The sequence below is a fragment of the Mycolicibacterium monacense genome, from assembly GCF_010731575.1.
Classification (GTDB): Bacteria; Actinomycetota; Actinomycetes; order Mycobacteriales; family Mycobacteriaceae; genus Mycobacterium; species Mycobacterium monacense.
The window spans coordinates 5609701-5628578 of sequence record NZ_AP022617.1 but is presented as its reverse complement, the minus strand read 5'-3'; the positions used below and the strand labels follow the sequence as shown (position 1 = coordinate 5628578).

Genomic DNA, 18878 nt, shown 5'->3' with positions numbered 1-18878 from the left:
CATTTCCAGGTGCGATCCGAGCCGGCTCAGTCGCCGGTCGCCACCGGCCGCGCCGGATCGGCACACCACTGCGACCAGGACCCCGGGAACAGCCGGGTCTGCACGCCCGCGGCGCGCAGCGCGGCGACCACGACCGCCGCCGTGACACCCGAGCCGCAATACACACCGGCGTCCCCGCGGGCCCGGTCGAGGACGCCGGCGAGGTCGGCGGCGGGCCGGAACGTGCCGGCGGCGGTCAACAGGGCCGTGCTGGGGACGTTCTCGGCGCCGGGGATGTGGCCGGCCACCGGATCGACCGGTTCCACCTCACCGCGGAACCGTTCGGGCGCCCTCGCGTCGAGCAGCACGCCGTCGAAGGTCGCCACCTCCCCGGCGGTCAGGGTCGGCAACGCGCCGCGGTAGAGATCGTCGTGGAGCACCGTCACATCGCCGGGCGACGCGGTGACCGCGCCGGCCTCCAGCGCTCCGCCCGCGGCGGTCCAGGCGGCCAGTCCGCCGTCGAGGATCCGGACGTCGGCGACACCGGCCGCGGTGAGCACCCACCACGCGCGCGCCGAACCCGCGCGGTTCCAGTCGTCGTAGACGACGGTGGGGACGCCGTCGCGCACACCCCACCTGCGGGCGGCGGCCTGCACCGCGGCGCCCGACGGAAGCGGATGGCGGCCGCGGCCGGTGACGGTGTGGTCGGAGAGTTCGTCTTCGAGGCTGACGTAGACCGCGCCCGGCAGGTGCCCGGCGGCGTAGTCGTCGCGCCCGTCGGGCTGCGCGAGCTGCCAACGGACGTCGAGGAGGGTGACCGGACGGCCCGCGGCGAGGAGCTCGGCCAACTCCCCCACGGTGATCAAGACGTCGGCGCGTGTCACGCCTCGATCGTCGCATCCCTACCCTGAGCGTTGTGACCGACCACGCGTTCACCGACGCCGAACGCCACGCCGTCTACCGCGCCATCACCGAACGCCGCGACATGCGGCGGTTCGTCCCCGGCGAGAAGGTGCCCGACGAGGTGCTCGCCCGGTTGCTGGCCGCTGCGCACGCCGCCCCGAGCGTCGGTCTGATGCAGCCGTGGCGGTTCATCCGCATCACCGACCCCGCCCTGCGGCGCGACATCCACGCCCTGGTCGACGAGGAACGGCATCACACCGCCGAGGCGCTCGGCCCACGCGGCGAGGAGTTCCTGGCACTCAAGGTCGAAGGCGTCCTCGACTGCGCCGAACTGCTCGTGGTCGCGTTGCGCGACGGCCGCGAACGTCACGTCTTCGGACGGCGCACACTGCCGCACATGGACCTCGCATCGGTGTCGTGCGCGATCCAGAACATGTGGCTGGCGGCGCGCGCCGAAGGGCTCGGCATGGGGTGGGTGTCGATCTTCGACCCGCGCCGCCTCGCCGGCCTGCTGGGCATGCCCGACGGCGCCGAACCCGTCGCGGTGCTCTGCCTGGGACCCGTACCGGACTTTCCCGACCGCCCCGTCCTCGAACTCGACCGGTGGGCGCTGGGCCGTCCACTGGCCGAGTTCGTCACCGAGAACCGTTGGGACTGAACGACGTCAGTGGTCGTGGCCGACGGCCCCACTGAGCTCGTTGGGCGCCTGTTCGAGCGTCGCCGACGCCGTGACGCTGCCGGCCTGAAGGTCGATCAGGTGAATCTGCCTGGTCGCCGGGTCGGTGACGTACACCGCATCCTCCCGCGCGAACACCGTCGGACGGGGCTGCTGCCAGTCGTCGGGTTCGGTCCACTGTTCGGCGACCCGGATGGCTTTGACCGGTTCGCCCGTCACCGGATCGAACACATGCAGCATCCCGTCGGTGCCGAGGATCAGCGCCTCGGCCTGCGGGCCGCGGGCCAGCGAGCGGAACGAATAGCTCACCGAGGGGGGCAGATTCACCAACCGCAGCTGATCGGTGGACGTGTCGATCAGCGCGAACTGTCCGGGCCGTTCCAACTCGGCATCCGGATCGACCTTCATGTCACCGAGCGCGACAGGTGAATCCGCGCGTCCCTTGACCGTGCCGATCCGGCCGTACGGGGTCGGACCCGCGATCTTCGTGAATGCGCCGTTCGCGTACTCCAGCGCGCCGTTCTCGCAGCCGAACACCACGGTCTCATCCGCCACGACCGCCTCACCGTGGATGCCGGGGCAGTCCGCGCTGCGCGCGATCTCACGCTCTCCGTCGAGCGCCACCGCACCGGTGCGGGTGTCCGAGTCCCCGATGCTGTGCACCAGGGTGCCGTCGGCGAGTAGCACGGCCACGCCGTGGTGTGGTCGTGGCGTCGCGGACTTCTCGACCGGTGGTAGTCCGTCGCCCAGTTCGTGCGGGTCGAACGCCGTGATCTCACCTGAGCCGTCGGCGAACAGCACCGTACGTTCGCCGTGGGACACAACGTGTCCCGGGTCAGCGGCGGCAAACGTCCCTTCGGTCAACTGCCCGCGGGCGGCGTCGAGGACGCGGAACCCATCGGCGGTCGTGACGAGGACGTGGGCGCCGTCGCCCGCCGGGTTCACGCGCAGGAATCCGTCGAGCGGAATGTCCTGTTCCACCTCGAGGGTGTCACCGTCGAGTACGTAGAGGCCGCCGTCGTAGGTGGCCACCAGCGGCTCGCCGATCGCCTGACCCTGCGTCTCCGGTGCGGGCGAACCGCCGTCCGAGCACCCCGCCAGTGCAGCGACGGTCGCCGTCGTCGCGCCGAGCCGGTACATCCACCGCGGATTTGTCATACTGCTTCCTCCGAACTTCTTCATGGCCGGCGTTCAGCTCAGGCCGTTGACGATGGCGTCGGCGTTGGCGCGCATCATGTCGAGGTACGTCGCGCCCGAAGTGCCGGGTGGACCGAGAGATTCGGTGTAGAGGGCCACGATCCGCACATGGACCCCGGCCTGTTCGGCCAGTACGTGTGCCAGCCGCTCGGGCTGCGACGAGTCGACGAAGACCGCAGGCACCCGGGCCGAACGGATCGCGCCGGCCAACGACTGGAGGTCAGACGGGCTGGGCGCGGCGAGCGTGGTGCCGCTCGGCACGATGGCGCCGATGACCTGGAAGCCGAACCGGTCGGCGAGGTAGCCCAGCACGTGGTGATTGGTGACCAGCTTCCTGCGGCCTTCGGTGATCGCGTTGAACTTCAGCGACATCGACCCGTCGAGCGCCCGCAGTTCGGCGCGGTAGCGTTCGGCGTTGCGCGCGACCACCGCCACGTCGACCCCGTCGACCGCCCGGCTGACGGCCTGCTCGATCACGTCGACGGCGGTGATCATCCGCTGCGGGTCCATCCAGAAGTGCGGATCCGGTGCGCCCGCGGTGTCGCCCTGTGCGTAGCGGATCGGATCGAGGTGGTCGCCGAGCGTCAACGTCGGCACACCGGCGTCGGCGGCGGTCTGCACGTGCCGGGCCACCCCCTCCTCGAGGCCCAGGCCGTTGGCGACGATGAGGCTCGCGGTCGACAGTGCGGCGGCCTCCTGCGCGGAGGGCGCGAACGAGTGCGGGTCAGCGTTCGGTCACCATCAGACCCGGTGACACCTGTGTGCGCAGTGTCCGGGCGATGCGCAGGCCGTCGGCGTAGTCGATCTCGTAGAGCTCGCGTTCGGCGGCGTTGTTGACGTACGCGCGGTCGGAGTCGATCTCGATGACCGGGGTCGGGCCGTGGGTGCTGACGTTGTCGAGTAACGGGATGCGCGCGGTCTCGGTGCCGGTCGCGACGTCGAGGGCGGCCAGCGTGCCGTCTCGGTGCAGTACGAGGACCGTGCCGTCGCCTGCGGTGTTGGTGGCCACCGCGTCGGGCGCCGGGATCAGCACCCACTTCTGCTGTCTGCTGTCGAGCACCCACACCTGCCCGGCGGCGATCCCGGCGAACACGTCGGCGCGATCGCGGTGGCTCATGGCGGCCGGCCGGGGCGTGGGCGCATCCGGTGGGAACGGGATGGCCGTCGCGGTCGGTGTCGCCCCACCGTCGGTCAGCCGCAGCGCTCCGCTCGCACAACCGAACACCGCCGCGCGCCTGGTGGCCATCGCCCATGTCGCCCCGGGGCATTCGGCGTCGACGTCGACGGGTGCGCCGTCGTCGGCGGCGCGCACCCGGCCGGCGCTGTCGACCGTGACGGCGCGGCCGCCGAGCGGGGCCGCCGCGGTGACGTCACCGTCGACCGTGACTGCCGCCGCGTCGATCGCCCCTTCGCCGAGGCGGTCCCGGTCGAGTACGTCGACGGCACCGCCGGTGGTCTCGATGGCCGCGGCCGAGTTGTTCGCACTCACCGAAGCCACCGCCCCGTCGAGGGTCCCGACGACCGCGGGATCGGTGGCGAAGTAGTGGTAGTGGTCGCCGTGGTCGAAGGTCCATGCACCGGCGTCCACGATCGTCGTGCGGTCGCCCGTCGCCAGATATGCGAAGCGGCCGTCACCGCCGACCGCTGCCACCGGCCCGAACTCGCCTATCGGCGTTTCGGTTTCGTCCACGGCGTCGTAGACCGCGGTGGCGCCCGACCCCGGATCGACGAGGACGAGCCGGGTGAGCGGCCCGTCGAGTTCGCGTGCGCCCTCGACGACGACCTCGTCGCCCGGGCCCTCGGCGGACGGCGCGGCCGGCGGAGCCGCACCGCCTGAGCACGCGGTGACCAGACACACCGAGGCGGCGACCGAACCCATCGACCGGACCGCCGGCTTCCACTTCGCGACGATCCGCCTGGCCACCGTCGACGCGAAGAACATCAGCACCGCGACACCGGCGATCGTCGCCCCTCCGGCCGTTCGGCATGCCAGGAGATCAGCAGGCCGACATACACGGCGAGCGAACCGAGCACGGCCGACACCGTCATCACCCGCGGAATGGACCGCACCCAGAGCAGGGCCGTGGCCGGCGGGGCGATGAGCAGGCCGAGCACCAGCAGCGTGCCGACGACGTGGAACGACGCGACCATCGCGATCGCCACCAGCACGGTCAGCGTCGGAACCGCGATGTCCGGGCGGAGGCCGAGCGTGGCGGCCTTTCGGGCATCGAACGTGACGGCGACGAACGCGCGGTGGCCGACCACCACCGCCGAGAGGGTGACGATCAGCGCGACGCCCAGCGTGACGAGGTCGGCGGTCTGGACGGCGAGCACGTCACCGAACAGGAACCCGGTGAGGTCGACGGCGAAACTCTGCGACCGCGAGACGATGACGACGCCGAGTGCGAGCATGCCGACCAGCAGGAGCCCGATGCTGGTGTCCGAGGAGAGCTTCGAGGAGCGTCCGATCGCGGCCACCCCGACCGCCATCGCCACCGCCGCGACGAATCCGCCGACGAGGACGTCGAACCCCAGCAGCGCCGAGAGCGCGACGCCCGGCAGCATGCCGTGCGTCATCGCGTCCCCGAGGAACACGTTGCCGCGCAACACGACCCAGCAACCGACGGGTGCGCACAGACAGGCGGCGACGACTCCGGCCGCCAAGGCCCGGACGACGACGTCGGCCTCGAACGGTTCGGTCAGCCAGGAGATCGTGCCGTAAAGTACTAGCAGTAATGAAAATCATTTTCAACAAATCGCTACCACCGACGAGTACCGACGCACCGATCGCGGTGAGCGGGGTCGACTTCGGTTACCCCGCCGCCGACGTCTTCCAGGGCCTGAACCTGTCCATCACGCGCGGCGCCCTGACCGCGGTCACCGGGTCGAACGGGTCGGGTAAGTCGACGCTGTTGGGGCTGCTCGCCGGCGTCCTGCGGCCGGCCGGCGGCGTTGTCGCCACGGGCACCGCGGATGTGGCGCTCGCCGTACAGCGCAGCCACCTCGTCGACTCCTTCCCCATCACTGCCGCGGAGGCGGTGATGATGGGCCGGTGGCGGCGCCTCGGCCTGCTACGGCGCCCGACGCGCGCCGATCACGCCGTGGTCGACCGATGGCTCGACGAGTTCGGCCTGACCGCGCTGCGGCACCGCAGCGTGGGTGAACTGTCGGGGGGACAACGCCAGCGCGTGCTGCTGGCCCAGGTGTTCGCCCAGCAGGCAACGCTGCTGCTGCTCGACGAGCCGACCACCGGATTGGACGCCACGACCGGCGCCCTCGTGATCGGCCACCTGCGCCGGTTGACCGCCGACGGGACGACAGTGGTCACCGCCACGCACGATCCCGAGGTCGTCCGCGCGGCCGATCACCGCATCGACCTCGGCCCACTAGGCTGACAGTCGTGTCCGCCTCGTCCGTCGACCTCAACGCCGACCTCGGCGAGGGATACGGGGTGTGGACGCTCGGCGACGACGACGCGATGCTGGACATCGTCACCTCGGCCAACGTGGCCTGCGGCTTCCACGCCGGCGACCCGGCGAGGCTGGTCCGCGTGTGCCGGGCGGCCGCCGCCCGCGGCGTGCGCATCGGCGCCCAGGTCAGCTACCGCGACCTCGAGGGCTTCGGCAGGCGTTTCATCGACGCGGCCGCCGAGGAGTTGGCCGCCGACGTGATGTACCAGATCGGGGCGCTCTCGGCGTTGGCGACCGCCGCGGGCACCACCGTCTCCTATGTCAAACCCCATGGCGCCCTGTACAACGCGATCGTCACCCACCGCGATCAGGCGCGCGCGGTCGCCACCGCAGTGCATGCGGTGGACCCCGGCCTGCTGGTGCTGGGGCTGCCGGGTTCGGCGTTCTTGGACGAGGCGCGCGAATTGGGGCTGCAGACGGTGACCGAGGCGTTCGCCGACCGGGCCTACCAACCCGACGGACAGCTCGTCTCGCGGCGTGAGCCGGGTGCGGTGATCCACGACCTCGACGAGGTCGCCGACCGCGTCATCTCGATGGTGACGGCCGGCCGCGTCACCGCGATCGACGGCTCGACGGTCGAGATTGCGGTGAAATCGATTTGCGTGCACGGGGATTCGCCTGGTGCGGTACACATCGCCGCGGCCGTGCGCGACCGGCTGACCGCCGAGGGCGTCACCCTCGCTCCGTTCAGCTGACGCCGGCCTGTCTGTTCGCGCCCCGCACGACACTGTCGAGCAGTCCCGGGATGGCGGCGTCCACCTCGTCGCGCCGCAGCCGCTGATGGATCAGACCGTCGATCACCAACCGCTCGGTCACTCCGGCCTCGCGCAGGATCCGGAAATGATGGGTGGCCGTCGACTTGTTGATGCCGTCGTAGAGCGCACCGCACTGCAGAGGCGCGCCCGCGTTGTGCAGCCGCCGGACGATCTCGAGGCGAACCGGATCCTGGAGTGCCGCCAACACCTGCTGAACCGACCCCACGGGAACGGCGGTCGTCATGCCTTCCGTCATGAGAGTGTCCTTCACCACGCAAGTTTGATGATCGTCGAACCGAGCGTACTCTCGATGAGGTTCGATGTCCGTCAAACTGCGAAGGTACGCGATGGTGGCGTTCGACCGTTCGACCGGCGACGATACTCAGCGCTGGGCCTACCCATTGCTGCTCGTCCTGAGCGGGGTCGCGCTCGGCGTCTCCGGCCTACCCGCGCCGCTCTACGGCATGTACGAGGCGAACTGGCATCTGTCCCCGCTGGCCACCACGATCATTTTCGCGGTGTACGCGATCGCCGCACTCGGCGCGGTGCTGGTGTCCGGCCGGATCTCCGACGTGGTCGGCCGCAAGCCGGTGCTGATCGCCGCCCTCGCGGCGCTGGTGATCGGACTCGGGGTGTTCCTCGTCGCCGACAACATGGCCCTGCTGCTGCTCGCACGGGCCATCCACGGCGCCGCCGTCGGCTCGATCGTCGTCGCCGGGGCCGCCGCACTGCTCGACCTGCGACCCCACCACGGGGTGCGCTCCGGGCAACTCAGCGGCGTGAGCTTCAACATCGGGATGACCGTCGCAATCCTCGGATCGGCGTTGCTGGCTCAGTACGCACCGCATCCGCTGCGCACGCCCTACGCCGTTGTCGCGGTGCTGTGCCTCATCGTCGGCGCCGGTCTCCTGGCACTGCGCGAACCACATATCGCACGCACGCGAGGCCGCATCCGCGTCGCAAAACCCGCGGTGCCACAGGAGATCAGAGGTGACTTCTGGTTCTCCGCGCTGGGCGCCATGGCGTCCTGGTCGGTGCTGGGCGTGTTGCTGTCGCTCTACCCGTCGCTGGCGGCGCGGCAGACGCATATCGACAACCTGGTCTTCGGCGGCGCGGTCGTCGGCACCACGGCGTTCGCCGCCGCGCTCGCCCAACTTGCATCAACGCGGGTGCCGGCCCGTCGCGCCGCGATCGTCGGCGACATCGGCATGGCGCTCTCACTGCTGCTCACGATCCCGGTGCTGCTGAGCCATCAGTGGCCGCTGGTGTTCGTGGCGGCAGCGCTGCTCGGTGCGACATTCGGGCTCGGGTTCGGCGGCTCGTTGCGCCACCTGTCCGACGTGGTCCCCGCCGGCAGGCGCGGTGAGACCATGTCGGCGTTCTACCTGGCGGCGTACACGGCGATGGCGGTCCCGACGCTGCTCGCCGGGTGGGCGGCGACCACCTGGGAACTCGTGGTGGTGTTCCCGTGGTTCGCCGTCGCGGTGGCCACTGCCTGCGTGGGTGCGGCCGTCGCGGGTATGCGTAGCGCCAGAGCCGCTGCCGCCGAAGCCTACTGACGCCGCCCGCCGATCTCCGTGACGTTGTACGCCGTCAGCGGATCACTCTTCTGACGCGCCGGTTCTTTCTGCGGCACAGACCGTTTCGGCGCCTTCTTCCTCGCCATCGGCTCACCAACTCGCTTTCCGCACACCGGGCAGCTCACCGCGGTGCGCCACCAGGCCTCGGCGGTGCTCGTTGCGGGCGATCTTCGCTTTGGTCGCCGTCAGCGTTCCTCCCGGAAGTCGACGTGGCGGCGCACCACCGGGTCGTACTTCTTGAGCATCAGACGGTCCGGGTCGTTGCGCCGGTTCTTACGGGTGACATACGTGTATCCCGTTCCCGCCGTCGACCTGAGCTTGACAATCGGACGGATCTCGTTGCGCGCCATCAGATTTTCCCACCCTGTCGGCGGATGCGCGCAAGGACGGCGTCGATGCCGTCGCGATCGATGACCTTGATGCCCTTGGCGCTGACCCGCAGCGTGACCCGACGGCCTTCGGACGGCACGTAATAGGTCTTGGTCTGGATGTTCGGACGCCATCGCCGTCGCGTCCGACGGTGTGAATGCGACACCCGATTTCCGAAACCGGGCGAGCGGCCGGTGACCTGGCAGTGCGCGGACAAGGCATATCTCCCTTATTGAAAACCATTTTCGACAATGCTCGATCGGGACTGTAACGTACGGGTCCAGTTATTGACAATCGTTCTCAACAAGGGGAGGCGCGATGCGTACTCCGGTGATCATCGTTGCCGGACAGGGCCAGTCGAACGCGGTGTGTGACGTCCTGATGATCGAACCGGGGACCGTGGTGGTCAGCCACCGCCTGGACGGGCACGTGGTGGTCCGCACCGTGGCCACCCACCGTCACCAGCGGGTGCTCGTCTCGGAGTGGCCGTTGGAGCTCCTGAAAGGCTGCGTGGGCTGCACCACCCGTGGCGATCTGCTTGTCTTGCTGCGGAATCTGCACCGCCGGGAGGACGTCACCCGCATCGTCGTGCAGCTCGCACCCTGGCTCGAACCGGAACCCGTCTGCTGGGCGATCGAGAACATCGCCGTCCACGTCGGACCCGGCTACATCGACGGTCCGGCGAGTCGTGACGTGGCGATCGATGCCGTGGTGACGACCGTGGACACTGCCGTGTGGCTGGCGCAGGCGCTGGGCGACGACGACCTCGACGACAACCGCACGGTCGCACAGGTGGTCGTGGGCCAGGCCGAGTTCGCCGACGTGCTGGTGCTCACCGAACCGGAACGCAGGACACTGGCCGTGCTGCGCCGGCTGACCCCGCGCGCGCGGATCACCGTCGGCACAGACCAGTTCGCCACCGCCGTGCGCAACCTCGAACCCGATGCGCGCCGCGGACGCGGCCACAGCCCGCACGATGCGCTGCTGGCCGGCGAACCGCCGCTGCGCGCCGACGGAGACGTGACCATCGTCGAGTTCAACGCGCGCCGACCGTTTCACCCGCAGCGGCTCCATCGGGCGATCGACGATCTGCTCGACGGCGTGGTGCGCATCCGCGGGCGGGCGTGGCTGGCCAGCCGGCCCGATGCGGTCGTGTGGATCGAATCGGCCGGTGGCGGTCTGCATGTCGGGCACGCCGGTGAATGGCTGGCGGCGATGAGCCCGAACCAACGGGCTTACGCCGCACCGGAGCGGGTCGCACTCGCCGCGCTGCACTGGGACGAGCGCTTCGGCGACCGTCACATCGCCCTGACCCTCTTGGCGTGCGGCGCCGACCCGCAGACCGTGACCGGCGCGCTGTCGGGCGCGCTGCTGACCGACGACGAGCTGACCCGGCCCGAGACGTGGACGGCGTACGAGGACCCGTTCGGCGACTGGCACGAAGACCCGTGCGACCAGGTCGACGAGTCGACGCCCGCGGCTTCGCAACGACACGAAGGAGAGTGACGATGAGACCAGCTCGCGCAACCATCAAGTGGGAGACTCCCGACGGCGTCCGCGTCTACCGCTGACCGTTGCGCCTAAAGTGGGCGCATGCGCCTGCGACCGGGACGTCCCGAGCTGCAGGATCACGTCCAGCGGTTCGACGTCCCTGCCGCAACCCCGGATTCCGCGCTCACGGTCACGTGGGCCGGCGTCACCACACTGCTCATCGACGACGGTTCGTCGGCGCTGATGACCGACGGCTTCTTCTCGCGCCCCAGCCTGGCCTCGGTCGGGCTGCGCCGTATCGCCCCGTCCGCGCCCCGGGTGGACGGCTGCCTGGCCCGGCTGCGCATCGGCCGGCTCGACGCCGTGCTGCCCGTGCACACCCACTTCGATCATGCACTCGACTCCGCCCTTGTCGCCGAGCGCACCGGCGCGGTGTTGATCGGCGGGGCGTCGGCCGCGCTGCTCGGCCGGGGCCACGGACTGCCCGAAAGTCGGATCAACACAGTCACTTCCGGGGCGACCATCACCGCCGGGGCCTACGATCTGACCCTCGTCGAATCCGGGCACTGCCCACCCGACCGCTTCCCCGGCGCCATCACAACGCCGGTGACACCGCCGGCCAGGGCGTCGGCCTACCGGTGCGGTGAGGCGTGGTCGGTGTTGCTCCGGCACCGGCCGACGGCGCACACCCTGCTGATCGTCGGCAGCGCCGGATTCGTCCCCGGAGCGCTGCACGGCACCCGCGCGGACGTCGTCTACCTCGGTGTCGGTCAGCTCGGCCGCCAACCGGAGGCCTACCTGCGCGACTACTGGGAGCAGACCGTGCGTGCGGTCGGCGCCCGCCGGGTGGTGCTGATCCACTGGGATGACTTCTTCCGGCCGCTGCACCGGCCGCTGCGCGCCCTGCCGTACGTGGCCGACGACCTCGACGCCACGATGCGGGTGCTGACCCGGCTGGCCGAGATCGACGGTGTGCCACTGCATCTGCCGCAGCTGTGGCAGCGCGCCGACCCGTGGGCCTGAGGGCTCAGCGCGGCCGCGGGTACGCCGGCGGCAGCGGCATGCCCAGGTCTGCCATGACCGTGCGCAGCCGCGTCGGATAGTCGGTGATGATCCCGTCCGCGCCGGCCGAGATCTGCGCGCGCATGGCGCCGGGATCGTTGATCGTCCACGGCACCACCCTCAGACCCCGCGCGTGGGCGCGGTCGGTGAAGGCGCGGTCGGCCACCAGCCGGAATCCCGGGTCCGACGGTGTCTGGCCGTACGGCACCGAGTAGCCCGGGGAGAGGATGGTCGCGCCGACCGAGACAGCGCCGTCGATCGGGTCACCCACCACGGCCGGGTCCACCCCTGCCAGCCAGGGCGAGCCCGGCACCCAGGTGGTGTCGTCCCACAGCGCCACCAGCGGCACCGACGGCGCCTGCTGCCGCACCAGCGGCAGGGTGCGCCAGTCGAAGCTCTGGATCTCGACGCGGTCGAGCATGCCGGCCCCCCGCACGGCGGCCAGGATGACGTCGACAAACTCCTGCGGGGTCGCGGACTGCTCCGGGTTGCCGGCTTCGACCTTCGTCTCGATGTTGAACCGGACGGTGTCGGCGCCGTACGCGTCGACGAGGTCGAAGACCTCCGGCAGCACCGCGAGCCTGTTCCCCGCCACCACCTCGGCGGCCGGATAGTCGGAGAGCCGCTTGCCGCAGTCGAGCGTGTGAATCTGGGCCAGAGTGAGGTCGTGCACCAGCTCGCCGACGTAGGGGTACTGCGGATCACTGGGGAAGGCCGGTCCGGTGTCGCTGCACTTCGTCGACTCGATGCGGGGATCGTGCCAGACCAGCGGCCGGCGGTCCGCGGTGATCACCACGTCGAGTTCGAGTGTGCTGACGCCGAGCTCGAGGGATTTGGTGAATGCGCGCAGCGATTCCTCGGTGGTTTCGCCGCGCCCACCCCGGTGCGACTGGAGGTCGAGATGGACCGGGTCGGCGGCGACGCTCGGCACGGTGTGCAAACACGCCAACACGGCGGTCAGCATGAGGAGAGACGCGGCTCGGCGCATGATGGTCGAGGTTAGCGAGCGAGGCAGGCGCCGACATGCGTATGCGGCACCGCGGATCGATTCGTCATCGAATGTTCGGCAGTCGGAAAGGACCTGCGGTTGCTTCTCGCGCTACTGCTGCTCGTCGTCGTGCTGGCGTTCGCCCTCGCGCGGCCCCGCGGGTGGCCCGAAGCGGTGGCCGCGGTGCCCGCCGCCGGCCTGCTCATCGCCACCGGGGCGCTGTCGGTCGACGAGGCGGTCGCCGAGATCACCCGGCTGGCGCCGGTCGTCGGCTTCCTCGCCGCGGTGTTGGTGCTGGCGCAACTCTGCGACGACGAGGGTCTGTTCCACGCGGCCGGGGTGCTCATGGCCCGCCGCGGTGCCGGCGATCCCCGGCGGCTGCTGACCGTCGTATTCGTCGTCGCCTCCGCCACCACCGCGATCCTGAGCCTGGACGCCACCGTGGTCCTGCTCACGCCGGTGGTGCTCGCGACCGCACGCACCCTGTCCATCCCCGCCGCGCCGCACGTCTATGCCACCGCCCACCTGGCCAACAGCGCCTCGCTGCTGCTGCCGGTGTCCAACCTGACCAACCTGCTCGCATTCACCGCCGCCGGCCTGTCGTTCACCCACTTCGCCGCGCTGATGACACTGCCGTGGCTGGCGGCGATCATCGGTGAATACATCCTGCTGCGAGCGCTTTTCCGGAACGATCTGGCAGCCGTCCCGGCGCCCGACACGACCGTGCCCGCCCCGGAACTGCCACTGTTCGTCCTCGTGGTCCTCGGACTCACGCTCGGCGGATTCGCGGTCACCTCGCTGCTGGGAATGTCGCCTGCCTGGGCGGCACTGGCCGGTGCGGTTGTCCTCGGCGTCCGCAGCCTCGCGCAGCGCCGCAGCACCCTCGCCGGAATCGTGCGGTCGGCTAACGTGCCGTTCCTGGCCTTCGTGCTGTGTCTGGGTGTGGTGGTCGAGGCGGTCATGGTGCACGGCCTCGACGACGCGATGCGAGAGGTGCTCCCGGCCGGTGACGGCCTGGTGGCGCTGTTGGGCATTGCGGCCGTTGCGGCGGTGCTGTCGAATATCGTCAACAACCTGCCTGCGGTGCTGTTGTTGCTGCCGTTGGTGGCCGGTGTCGGTCCCGCAGCGGTGCTGGCGGTGCTGATCGGGGTGAACGTCGGCCCGAACCTGACCTACGTCGGATCGTTGGCGAACCTGCTGTGGCGCAGCATTGTTCGTGGCGAGAACATCCCCGCCGGAGTGCTGCAGTTCAGCCGGGTGGGGTTGTGCACGGTGCCGCTCACACTGGTCGCATCGGTGTTCGGGCTGTGGGCCGGTCTTGCGCTGTTCACCTGATGATCCGCTGAGTTCACCCACTGGTCGGGCGCTGCGACGAGCGCACCGCGGCGATCCTGCGGACAATCGAACACTGTGGCGCCGTTCCGCAGATTCGTCGCGCTGGGCGATTCCTTCACCGAGGGCATCGGAGACCCACACCCGGTCAGCCCGAACGGAGTCCGCGGGTGGGCCGACCGCCTCGCCGCCCGCCTGGCGGCGGACGACGCCGACTTCCGGTACGCCAACCTCGCCGTACGCGGCCGCGTCATGGCCGACATCGTGACCGATCAGGTGCCGGCCGCCGCCCTGATGGAGCCCGATCTGGTCTCGATCTACGCGGGGATGAACGATCTGATGGCGCTGAGCCTCGACGTCGACGCGATGATGGAACGCTACGCCGACGGGCTGAAGTCGTTGCAGCAGACCGGCGCCGCCGTATTCGCCTTCACCGCGCCGGATCTCGGCGCCAAACCGTTGTTCGGCGGATTGCGCGGACGGGCCGCGATCTACAACGAGCTGCTGCGCGCCATCACCGACGACCTCGGGATCGGGCTGATCGACTTCTGGCGCTTCGACGAGTTCCGGGATTCGCGGCTGTGGGACCACGATCGCGTGCACCTCTCGACGCTGGGGCACGAGGTGATGGCGGCGCGCGTCTTCGACTCCCTGACGACGGAGAACGGGTGGGCTGCGCCGTCGTCGAGATTCGTCGCCACTCCCACGAGGCCCGCCACCGTGACGGAGAACCTGCGCTGGGCGGCCTCGTTCGCGGCCCCGTGGGCGGTCCGGCGACTGCGGCGCATCACGCCCGGAGCCGGTGTGGCACCGAAATCCACCGCGCTGACGAAAGTGATCTGACGCTTGCCGATCAGCTGCGGCGCTGGCGGGCGATCTCGGCGAGCACCACCCCGGCGGCCACCGAGGCGTTCAGCGATTCGGTCGGACCGGCCATCGGGATCGACACCACCGCATCGCAGTTTTCGCGGACCAGCCGCGACAACCCCTTGCCCTCCGAACCGACCACCACAACGACCGGGCCGGTGCCGTCGAGTTCGTCGAGCGTGGTGTCCCCGTCGGCGTCGAGGCCGACCACCTGCAGGCCCCCGTCGGCCCAACTCTTGAGCGTGCGGTTGAGGTTGGTGGCCCGGGCGACCGGAAGTCGTGCCGCCGCACCGGCACTCGTGCGCCAGGCGACCGCGGTCACCGACGCCGAGCGGCGCTGCGGGATCAGCACCCCGTGGCCGCCGAACGCCGCCACCGAGCGCACGATCGCGCCGAGGTTGCGCGGATCGGAGATGTTGTCCAGTGCGACCAGCAGCGCGGGAGCGCCGTCGGCCTTCGCCGTGGCGAGCAGATCGTCGGGGTGGGCGTAGTCGTAGGGCGGTACCTGCAAACCCAGTCCCTGATGCAGGGCGTTGTTGCTCATCCGGTCCAGATCCGAGCGCGGCACCTCGAGGATCGAGATCCCGCTGTCAGCGGCGATCTGGACGGCCTCGGTCACCCGCTCGTCGGCCTCGGTGCCCATCGCGACGTATAACGCGGTGGCCGGCACCTCGGCGCGCAGACACTCGACGACGGGGTTGCGGCCGAGCACCAATTCGGTCTCGTCGGTCTTGCGGGCCGGGCGCCGCTGCTGTTGCTTGGCCGCCTTCGCGGCGCGTTTGGCCGCCGGGTGGTTGGGCCGCTGATGGGCCGGCGGTGTGGCGCCGCGACCTTCGAGCCCGCGACGGCGCACGCCGCCCGAACCGACGGTCGGCCCCTTCTTGGTGCCTGCTTTGCGCACCGCGCCACGGCGTTTCGAGTTACCCGCCATCGTCAGACATCCTTGCTGTCGCCGTCGAGCAGCGACCATTGCGGACCGTCGGCGGTGTCGGTCACCTCGATGCCGGCTTCTTTGAGCCGGTCACGGATCTGATCGGCGGTCGCCCAGTCCTTGCGGTTCCGGGCCTCGGCGCGGCTGTCGAGCGCCCACCGGACCAGCACGTCGATCGCGGCCAGCGCCGCCGACGTCTCGTCGCGCGACTCCCACCGTTCGTCGAGCGGGTCGCACCCGAGGATGCCCATCATGGCGCGGATCGAGCGGGCCTGCGTCATCGCAGTCTCGTGGTCGCCGGAGTCCAACGCCCGGTTGCCCACGGCGCGCGCGGCGTGCACCTCGGCCAGCGCGATCGGCACCGACAGGTCGTCGTCGAGGGCGGCGGCGAACTTCGGCGTCCAGTCGCCGGGCACCACGGTGCCGACGCGGGTGCGGACGCGGTGCAGGAAGTCCTCGACACCCGCGTAGGCCTTGACCGCATCCTGCAGCGCCGTCTCGGAGAACTCCAGCATCGACCGGTAGTGCGCACTGCCCAGGTAGTACCGCAACTCGGCGGCCCGAACACGTTGCAGCACAGCGGGAATCGAGAGCACGTTGCCGAGCGACTTGCTCATCTTCTCGCCGCCCATGGTGACCCAGCCGTTGTGCAGCCAGAAGCGGGCGAACCCGTCACCCGCCGCCTCGGCCTGGGCGATCTCGTTCTCGTGGTGCGGGAACACCAGATCCATACCGCCGGCGTGGATGTCGAATTCGGCACCCAGGTACGCCTCGCACATGGCGACGCATTCGGTGTGCCAACCCGGCCGTCCCCGGCCCCACGGGGTGGGCCAGGACGGCTCCCCCGGTTTGGCGCCCTTCCAGAGCGTGAAGTCGCGCTGATCGCGTTTCCCGGTCGCGACGCCCTCGCCCTGGTGCACGTCGTCGATGCGATGTCCGGAGAGCTTGCCGTAGTCGGGCAGCGTGGCGACGTTGAAATACACGTCACCGTCGCCGGTGTAGGCGTGCCCGCGGTCGATCAGCCGCTCGATCAACTCGACCATCTGGGTGATGTGCCCGGTGGCGCGCGGTTCGGCCGAGGGCGGCAGGACACCGAGCGCGTCGTAGGCCGCGCTGAAAGCGCGTTCGTAGGTCGCCGCCCACTCCCACCACGGCCGACCCGCGTCGGCGGCCTTGTTGAGGATCTTGTCGTCGATGTCGGTGACGTTGCGGATGAACGCCACGTCGAGCCCCTTGGCGGTCAGCCAGCGGCGCAGCACGTCGAACGCCACCCCGCTGCGGACGTGGCCGATGTGCGGCAGCCCCTGAACGGTCGCCCCGCACAGGTAGATGGACACATGGCCGTCGCGCAGCGGCACGAAGTCACGCACGGCACCCGTCATGGTGTCGTAGAGGCGCAGACCCGTCGGCGACGTCGCCGGCCGGTCGGCATCAGCGCGATCGGTCACGACGTGCCAGCTTACCGGCCGATATGCCGTTATCCCTCATCGACCACGAGAGCGGTGGCGATCGCGGCCAGCCCCTCACCACGGCCGGTCAGCCCGAGCCCGTCGGTCGTCGTCGCCGAGACCGAGACCGGGGCGCCGATCAGTTCGGACAGCAACTCCTGGGCCTCGGCCCGCCGCGGGCCGATCTTCGGCCGGTTGCCGATCACCTGGACGGTCGCATTGCCGACGCGAAATCCCGCTTCCTGCAGCAGGCCCCGGACGTGGCGCAGCATGTCGGCGCCGCTGACGCCCTCCCATTCGGGCCGCCCGGTGCCGAAGACGCCACCGAGGTCGCCGAGTCCGGCCGCCGACAGCAGGGCGTCGCAGAGTGCGTGGGCGGCAACGTCACCGTCGGAATGTCCGGCGCACCCGTCGGCGCCGTCGAAATGCAGACCGAGCAGCCGGCAGGGCCGGCCCGGCTCGATCGGGTGCACGTCGGTGCCGAGACCGACACGCGGCAGGCTCACCGGGCGCCCGCCAGGATCGCCTCGGCCAGCACGAGGTCGAGTGGGGTGGTGATCTTGAAGGCCAGCGGATCGCCGTCGACGACCTGCACCTGCCCGCCGGCCTGTTCGACCATCGACGCGTCGTCGGTGAAACCGCCGTCGCCCGCCCGCGCATACGCGCGGCGCAGCACGTCGATGTGGAAACCCTGCGGGGTCTGGATCGCGCGCAGTCCGGCCCGCTCGGGTGTGCCGAGTACGGCGCCGTTGGCGTCGACGGCCTTGATCGTGTCGGCCACCGGGAGCCCGGGCACCACCGCGCTGTGCCCGGCTTCCAGCGCCCGCACGACACGGGCCACCAGCGATGGCGGCGTGAGTGCGCGCGCAGCGTCGTGAACGAGCACGTAGTCGGCATCGCCGACGGCGGCGAGCGCGAGGCTCACCGATTCGGTGCGGTCGGCGCCGCCCGCGACGATCAACGCCTCACCGCCGAAGACCAGCTTCGCTTCGTCGGTGCGGCTCGGTGGGACGGCGACCACGATGCTGTCGACGACACCGGAGTCCCGCAACCCGGCGATGGCGCGTTCGAGCATCGGCCGCCCGGCGAGATTCACGAACGCTTTGGGCGCGCCGGCCGCGAGCCGTTGACCGGAACCCGCGGCCGGAACAACGGCCACTGTGGTCATGTGTGCGTCAGGACGCGGCAGCCAACGCCTCGTCGAGGATGATCGTGGCCTTCTCGTCTTCGACGTTCTCGGCGAGCGCCAGCTCACCGACGAGGATCTGACGGGCCTTGGCCAGCATGCGCTTCTCGCCTGCGGACAGGCCGCGCTCCTGATCGCGACGCCACAGGTCGCGCACGACCTCGGCGACCTTGTTCACGTCGCCCGATGCCAGCTTCTCCAGATTCGCCTTGTACCGGCGTGACCAGTTCGTCGGCTCCTCGGTGTGCGGCGCGCGCAACACCTGGAAGACCTTGTCCAGACCCTCCTGGCCGACAACGTCGCGCACCCCGACATATTCGGCGTTGTCAGCGGGTACTCGAACAGTGAGATCGCCCTGGGCGACCTTGAGGACGAGATACTCCTTCTGCTCGCCCTTGATGGTTCGGGTTTCGATCGCTTCGATCAACGCAGCACCGTGGTGTGGATATACAACGGTGTCTCCGACCTTGAAAATCATCAGTTTCGAGCCCCTTTCACGTGTCCATGTTAACACGGGCCGCCGACACGTGCGGAACAACTGTGCAGGTCAGGGGCACAACGGATGAAGATCAGGGGTTGACAGGGTGTCGATTTCGTGCAACGGAGCAAAGATCGAGAACCCCGTTACCCTCGCGGATCGGACG

At 70.1% G+C, this 18878-nt stretch carries 22 protein-coding genes; 8 read left to right on the top strand and 14 right to left on the bottom strand.

The window, feature by feature from the left end:
• Positions 1-26: 26 nt before the first annotated feature.
• On the bottom strand, positions 27-863 hold the full coding sequence (locus tag G6N49_RS27030; protein WP_041925174.1) for a sulfurtransferase: 837 nt from the start codon (positions 861-863) through the stop codon (positions 27-29).
• Positions 864-895: 32 nt separating this feature from the next.
• On the opposite strand from G6N49_RS27030, the gene bluB reads away from it, so the two are divergent.
• Positions 896-1540 carry a 5,6-dimethylbenzimidazole synthase gene (gene bluB / locus G6N49_RS27025; RefSeq protein ID WP_011768385.1) on the top strand — a complete coding sequence of 215 codons (645 nt, stop codon included), beginning with the start codon at positions 896-898 and terminating at the stop codon, positions 1538-1540.
• Positions 1541-1546: 6 nt separating this feature from the next.
• Here the strand turns inward: bluB and aztD are convergent, their stop codons facing one another.
• The 4 genes from aztD to aztB are packed head-to-tail and all read right to left on the bottom strand — an operon-like array spanning position 1547 to position 5419.
• Positions 1547-2716 carry a zinc metallochaperone AztD gene (gene aztD, locus G6N49_RS27020; protein ID WP_011562099.1) on the bottom strand — a complete coding sequence of 390 codons (1170 nt, stop codon included), beginning with the start codon at positions 2714-2716 and terminating at the stop codon, positions 1547-1549.
• Between the two features lie 33 nt (positions 2717-2749).
• Positions 2750-3439, bottom strand: a complete 690-nt coding sequence (locus G6N49_RS27015; protein ID WP_225891891.1) for a metal ABC transporter substrate-binding protein — start codon at positions 3437-3439, stop codon at positions 2750-2752.
• 40 nt (positions 3440-3479) lie between these two features.
• Positions 3480-4703, bottom strand: a complete 1224-nt coding sequence (locus G6N49_RS29645) for a YncE family protein (RefSeq protein ID WP_011857185.1) — start codon at positions 4701-4703, stop codon at positions 3480-3482.
• Positions 4697-5419 (bottom strand): zinc ABC transporter permease AztB, encoded by a 723-nt coding sequence (aztB, locus tag G6N49_RS29640; protein WP_011857186.1) that lies wholly within the window; start codon positions 5417-5419, stop codon positions 4697-4699. Before aztB ends, G6N49_RS29645 begins: the two co-directional genes overlap by 7 nt.
• Positions 5420-5490: 71 nt before the next feature.
• On the opposite strand from aztB, the gene aztA reads away from it, so the two are divergent.
• Both aztA and G6N49_RS26995 read left to right on the top strand, forming a co-directional pair.
• Positions 5491-6150 carry a zinc ABC transporter ATP-binding protein AztA gene (gene aztA, locus G6N49_RS27000; RefSeq protein ID WP_011562103.1) on the top strand — a complete coding sequence of 220 codons (660 nt, stop codon included), beginning with the start codon at positions 5491-5493 and terminating at the stop codon, positions 6148-6150.
• Between the two features lie 5 nt (positions 6151-6155).
• Positions 6156-6920: a LamB/YcsF family protein gene (locus tag G6N49_RS26995; RefSeq protein ID WP_011562104.1), complete on the top strand. Its 765-nt coding sequence runs from the start codon at positions 6156-6158 to the stop codon at positions 6918-6920.
• Here the strand turns inward: G6N49_RS26995 and G6N49_RS26990 are convergent.
• Positions 6913-7236 (bottom strand): ArsR/SmtB family transcription factor, encoded by a 324-nt coding sequence (locus tag G6N49_RS26990; RefSeq protein WP_011562105.1) that lies wholly within the window; start codon positions 7234-7236, stop codon positions 6913-6915. The two genes, G6N49_RS26995 and G6N49_RS26990, sit on opposite strands and share 8 nt — an antisense overlap.
• A 91-nt stretch (positions 7237-7327) precedes the next feature.
• Here G6N49_RS26990 and G6N49_RS26985 point away from each other — a divergent pair, with 91 nt between their 5' ends.
• Entirely contained in the window at positions 7328-8539 is a 1212-nt protein-coding gene (locus tag G6N49_RS26985; RefSeq protein WP_011562106.1) for an MFS transporter, read from the top strand.
• A gap of 206 nt (positions 8540-8745) precedes the next feature.
• Here the strand turns inward: G6N49_RS26985 and rpmG are convergent, their stop codons facing one another.
• Positions 8746-8910 carry a 50S ribosomal protein L33 gene (gene rpmG / locus G6N49_RS26980; RefSeq protein ID WP_011857187.1) on the bottom strand — a complete coding sequence of 55 codons (165 nt, stop codon included), beginning with the start codon at positions 8908-8910 and terminating at the stop codon, positions 8746-8748.
• A complete protein-coding gene (rpmB, locus tag G6N49_RS26975; RefSeq protein WP_011562108.1) occupies positions 8910-9146 on the bottom strand; it encodes a 50S ribosomal protein L28 in 237 nt (78 codons plus the stop codon). The genes rpmG and rpmB overlap by 1 nt, the downstream gene beginning before the upstream one ends.
• 101 nt (positions 9147-9247) lie before the next feature.
• Between rpmB and mrf the strand changes: the two genes are divergently transcribed.
• On the top strand, positions 9248-10435 hold the full coding sequence (gene mrf, locus G6N49_RS26970) for a ribosome hibernation factor-recruiting GTPase MRF (RefSeq protein ID WP_011857188.1): 1188 nt from the start codon (positions 9248-9250) through the stop codon (positions 10433-10435).
• Positions 10436-10522: 87 nt separating this feature from the next.
• The gene (locus G6N49_RS26965; protein ID WP_011857189.1) at positions 10523-11443 is read left to right on the top strand and encodes an MBL fold metallo-hydrolase; all 921 of its coding nucleotides are present in this window, start codon (positions 10523-10525) and stop codon (positions 11441-11443) included.
• Between the two features lie 4 nt (positions 11444-11447).
• On the opposite strand, the gene G6N49_RS26960 is transcribed toward G6N49_RS26965, so the two are convergent.
• Positions 11448-12470 carry a glycerophosphodiester phosphodiesterase family protein gene (locus tag G6N49_RS26960; protein ID WP_011857190.1) on the bottom strand — a complete coding sequence of 341 codons (1023 nt, stop codon included), beginning with the start codon at positions 12468-12470 and terminating at the stop codon, positions 11448-11450.
• Positions 12471-12569: 99 nt separating this feature from the next.
• On the opposite strand from G6N49_RS26960, the gene G6N49_RS26955 reads away from it, so the two are divergent.
• Both G6N49_RS26955 and G6N49_RS26950 read left to right on the top strand, forming a co-directional pair.
• Positions 12570-13805 carry an SLC13 family permease gene (locus tag G6N49_RS26955; protein WP_011857191.1) on the top strand — a complete coding sequence of 412 codons (1236 nt, stop codon included), beginning with the start codon at positions 12570-12572 and terminating at the stop codon, positions 13803-13805.
• A gap of 75 nt (positions 13806-13880) precedes the next feature.
• Positions 13881-14645: an SGNH/GDSL hydrolase family protein gene (locus G6N49_RS26950; RefSeq protein WP_011857192.1), complete on the top strand. Its 765-nt coding sequence runs from the start codon at positions 13881-13883 to the stop codon at positions 14643-14645.
• A 10-nt stretch (positions 14646-14655) separates the two neighbouring features.
• On the opposite strand, the gene rlmB is transcribed toward G6N49_RS26950, so the two are convergent.
• From rlmB to carD, 5 genes are read right to left on the bottom strand one after another with little or no spacing between them, the layout of a single operon-like run.
• Positions 14656-15600 carry a 23S rRNA (guanosine(2251)-2'-O)-methyltransferase RlmB gene (gene rlmB, locus G6N49_RS26945; protein WP_011857193.1) on the bottom strand — a complete coding sequence of 315 codons (945 nt, stop codon included), beginning with the start codon at positions 15598-15600 and terminating at the stop codon, positions 14656-14658.
• Positions 15601-15602: 2 nt separating this feature from the next.
• The gene (cysS, locus tag G6N49_RS26940) at positions 15603-17048 is read right to left on the bottom strand and encodes a cysteine--tRNA ligase (RefSeq protein ID WP_011857194.1); all 1446 of its coding nucleotides are present in this window, start codon (positions 17046-17048) and stop codon (positions 15603-15605) included.
• Between the two features lie 29 nt (positions 17049-17077).
• On the bottom strand, positions 17078-17554 hold the full coding sequence (gene ispF, locus G6N49_RS26935; protein WP_011857195.1) for a 2-C-methyl-D-erythritol 2,4-cyclodiphosphate synthase: 477 nt from the start codon (positions 17552-17554) through the stop codon (positions 17078-17080).
• The gene (gene ispD / locus G6N49_RS26930; RefSeq protein ID WP_011857196.1) at positions 17551-18216 is read right to left on the bottom strand and encodes a 2-C-methyl-D-erythritol 4-phosphate cytidylyltransferase; all 666 of its coding nucleotides are present in this window, start codon (positions 18214-18216) and stop codon (positions 17551-17553) included. The genes ispF and ispD overlap by 4 nt, the downstream gene beginning before the upstream one ends.
• A 7-nt stretch (positions 18217-18223) precedes the next feature.
• The gene (gene carD, locus G6N49_RS26925) at positions 18224-18712 is read right to left on the bottom strand and encodes an RNA polymerase-binding transcription factor CarD (RefSeq protein WP_011562117.1); all 489 of its coding nucleotides are present in this window, start codon (positions 18710-18712) and stop codon (positions 18224-18226) included.
• Positions 18713-18878: the final 166 nt, after the last annotated feature.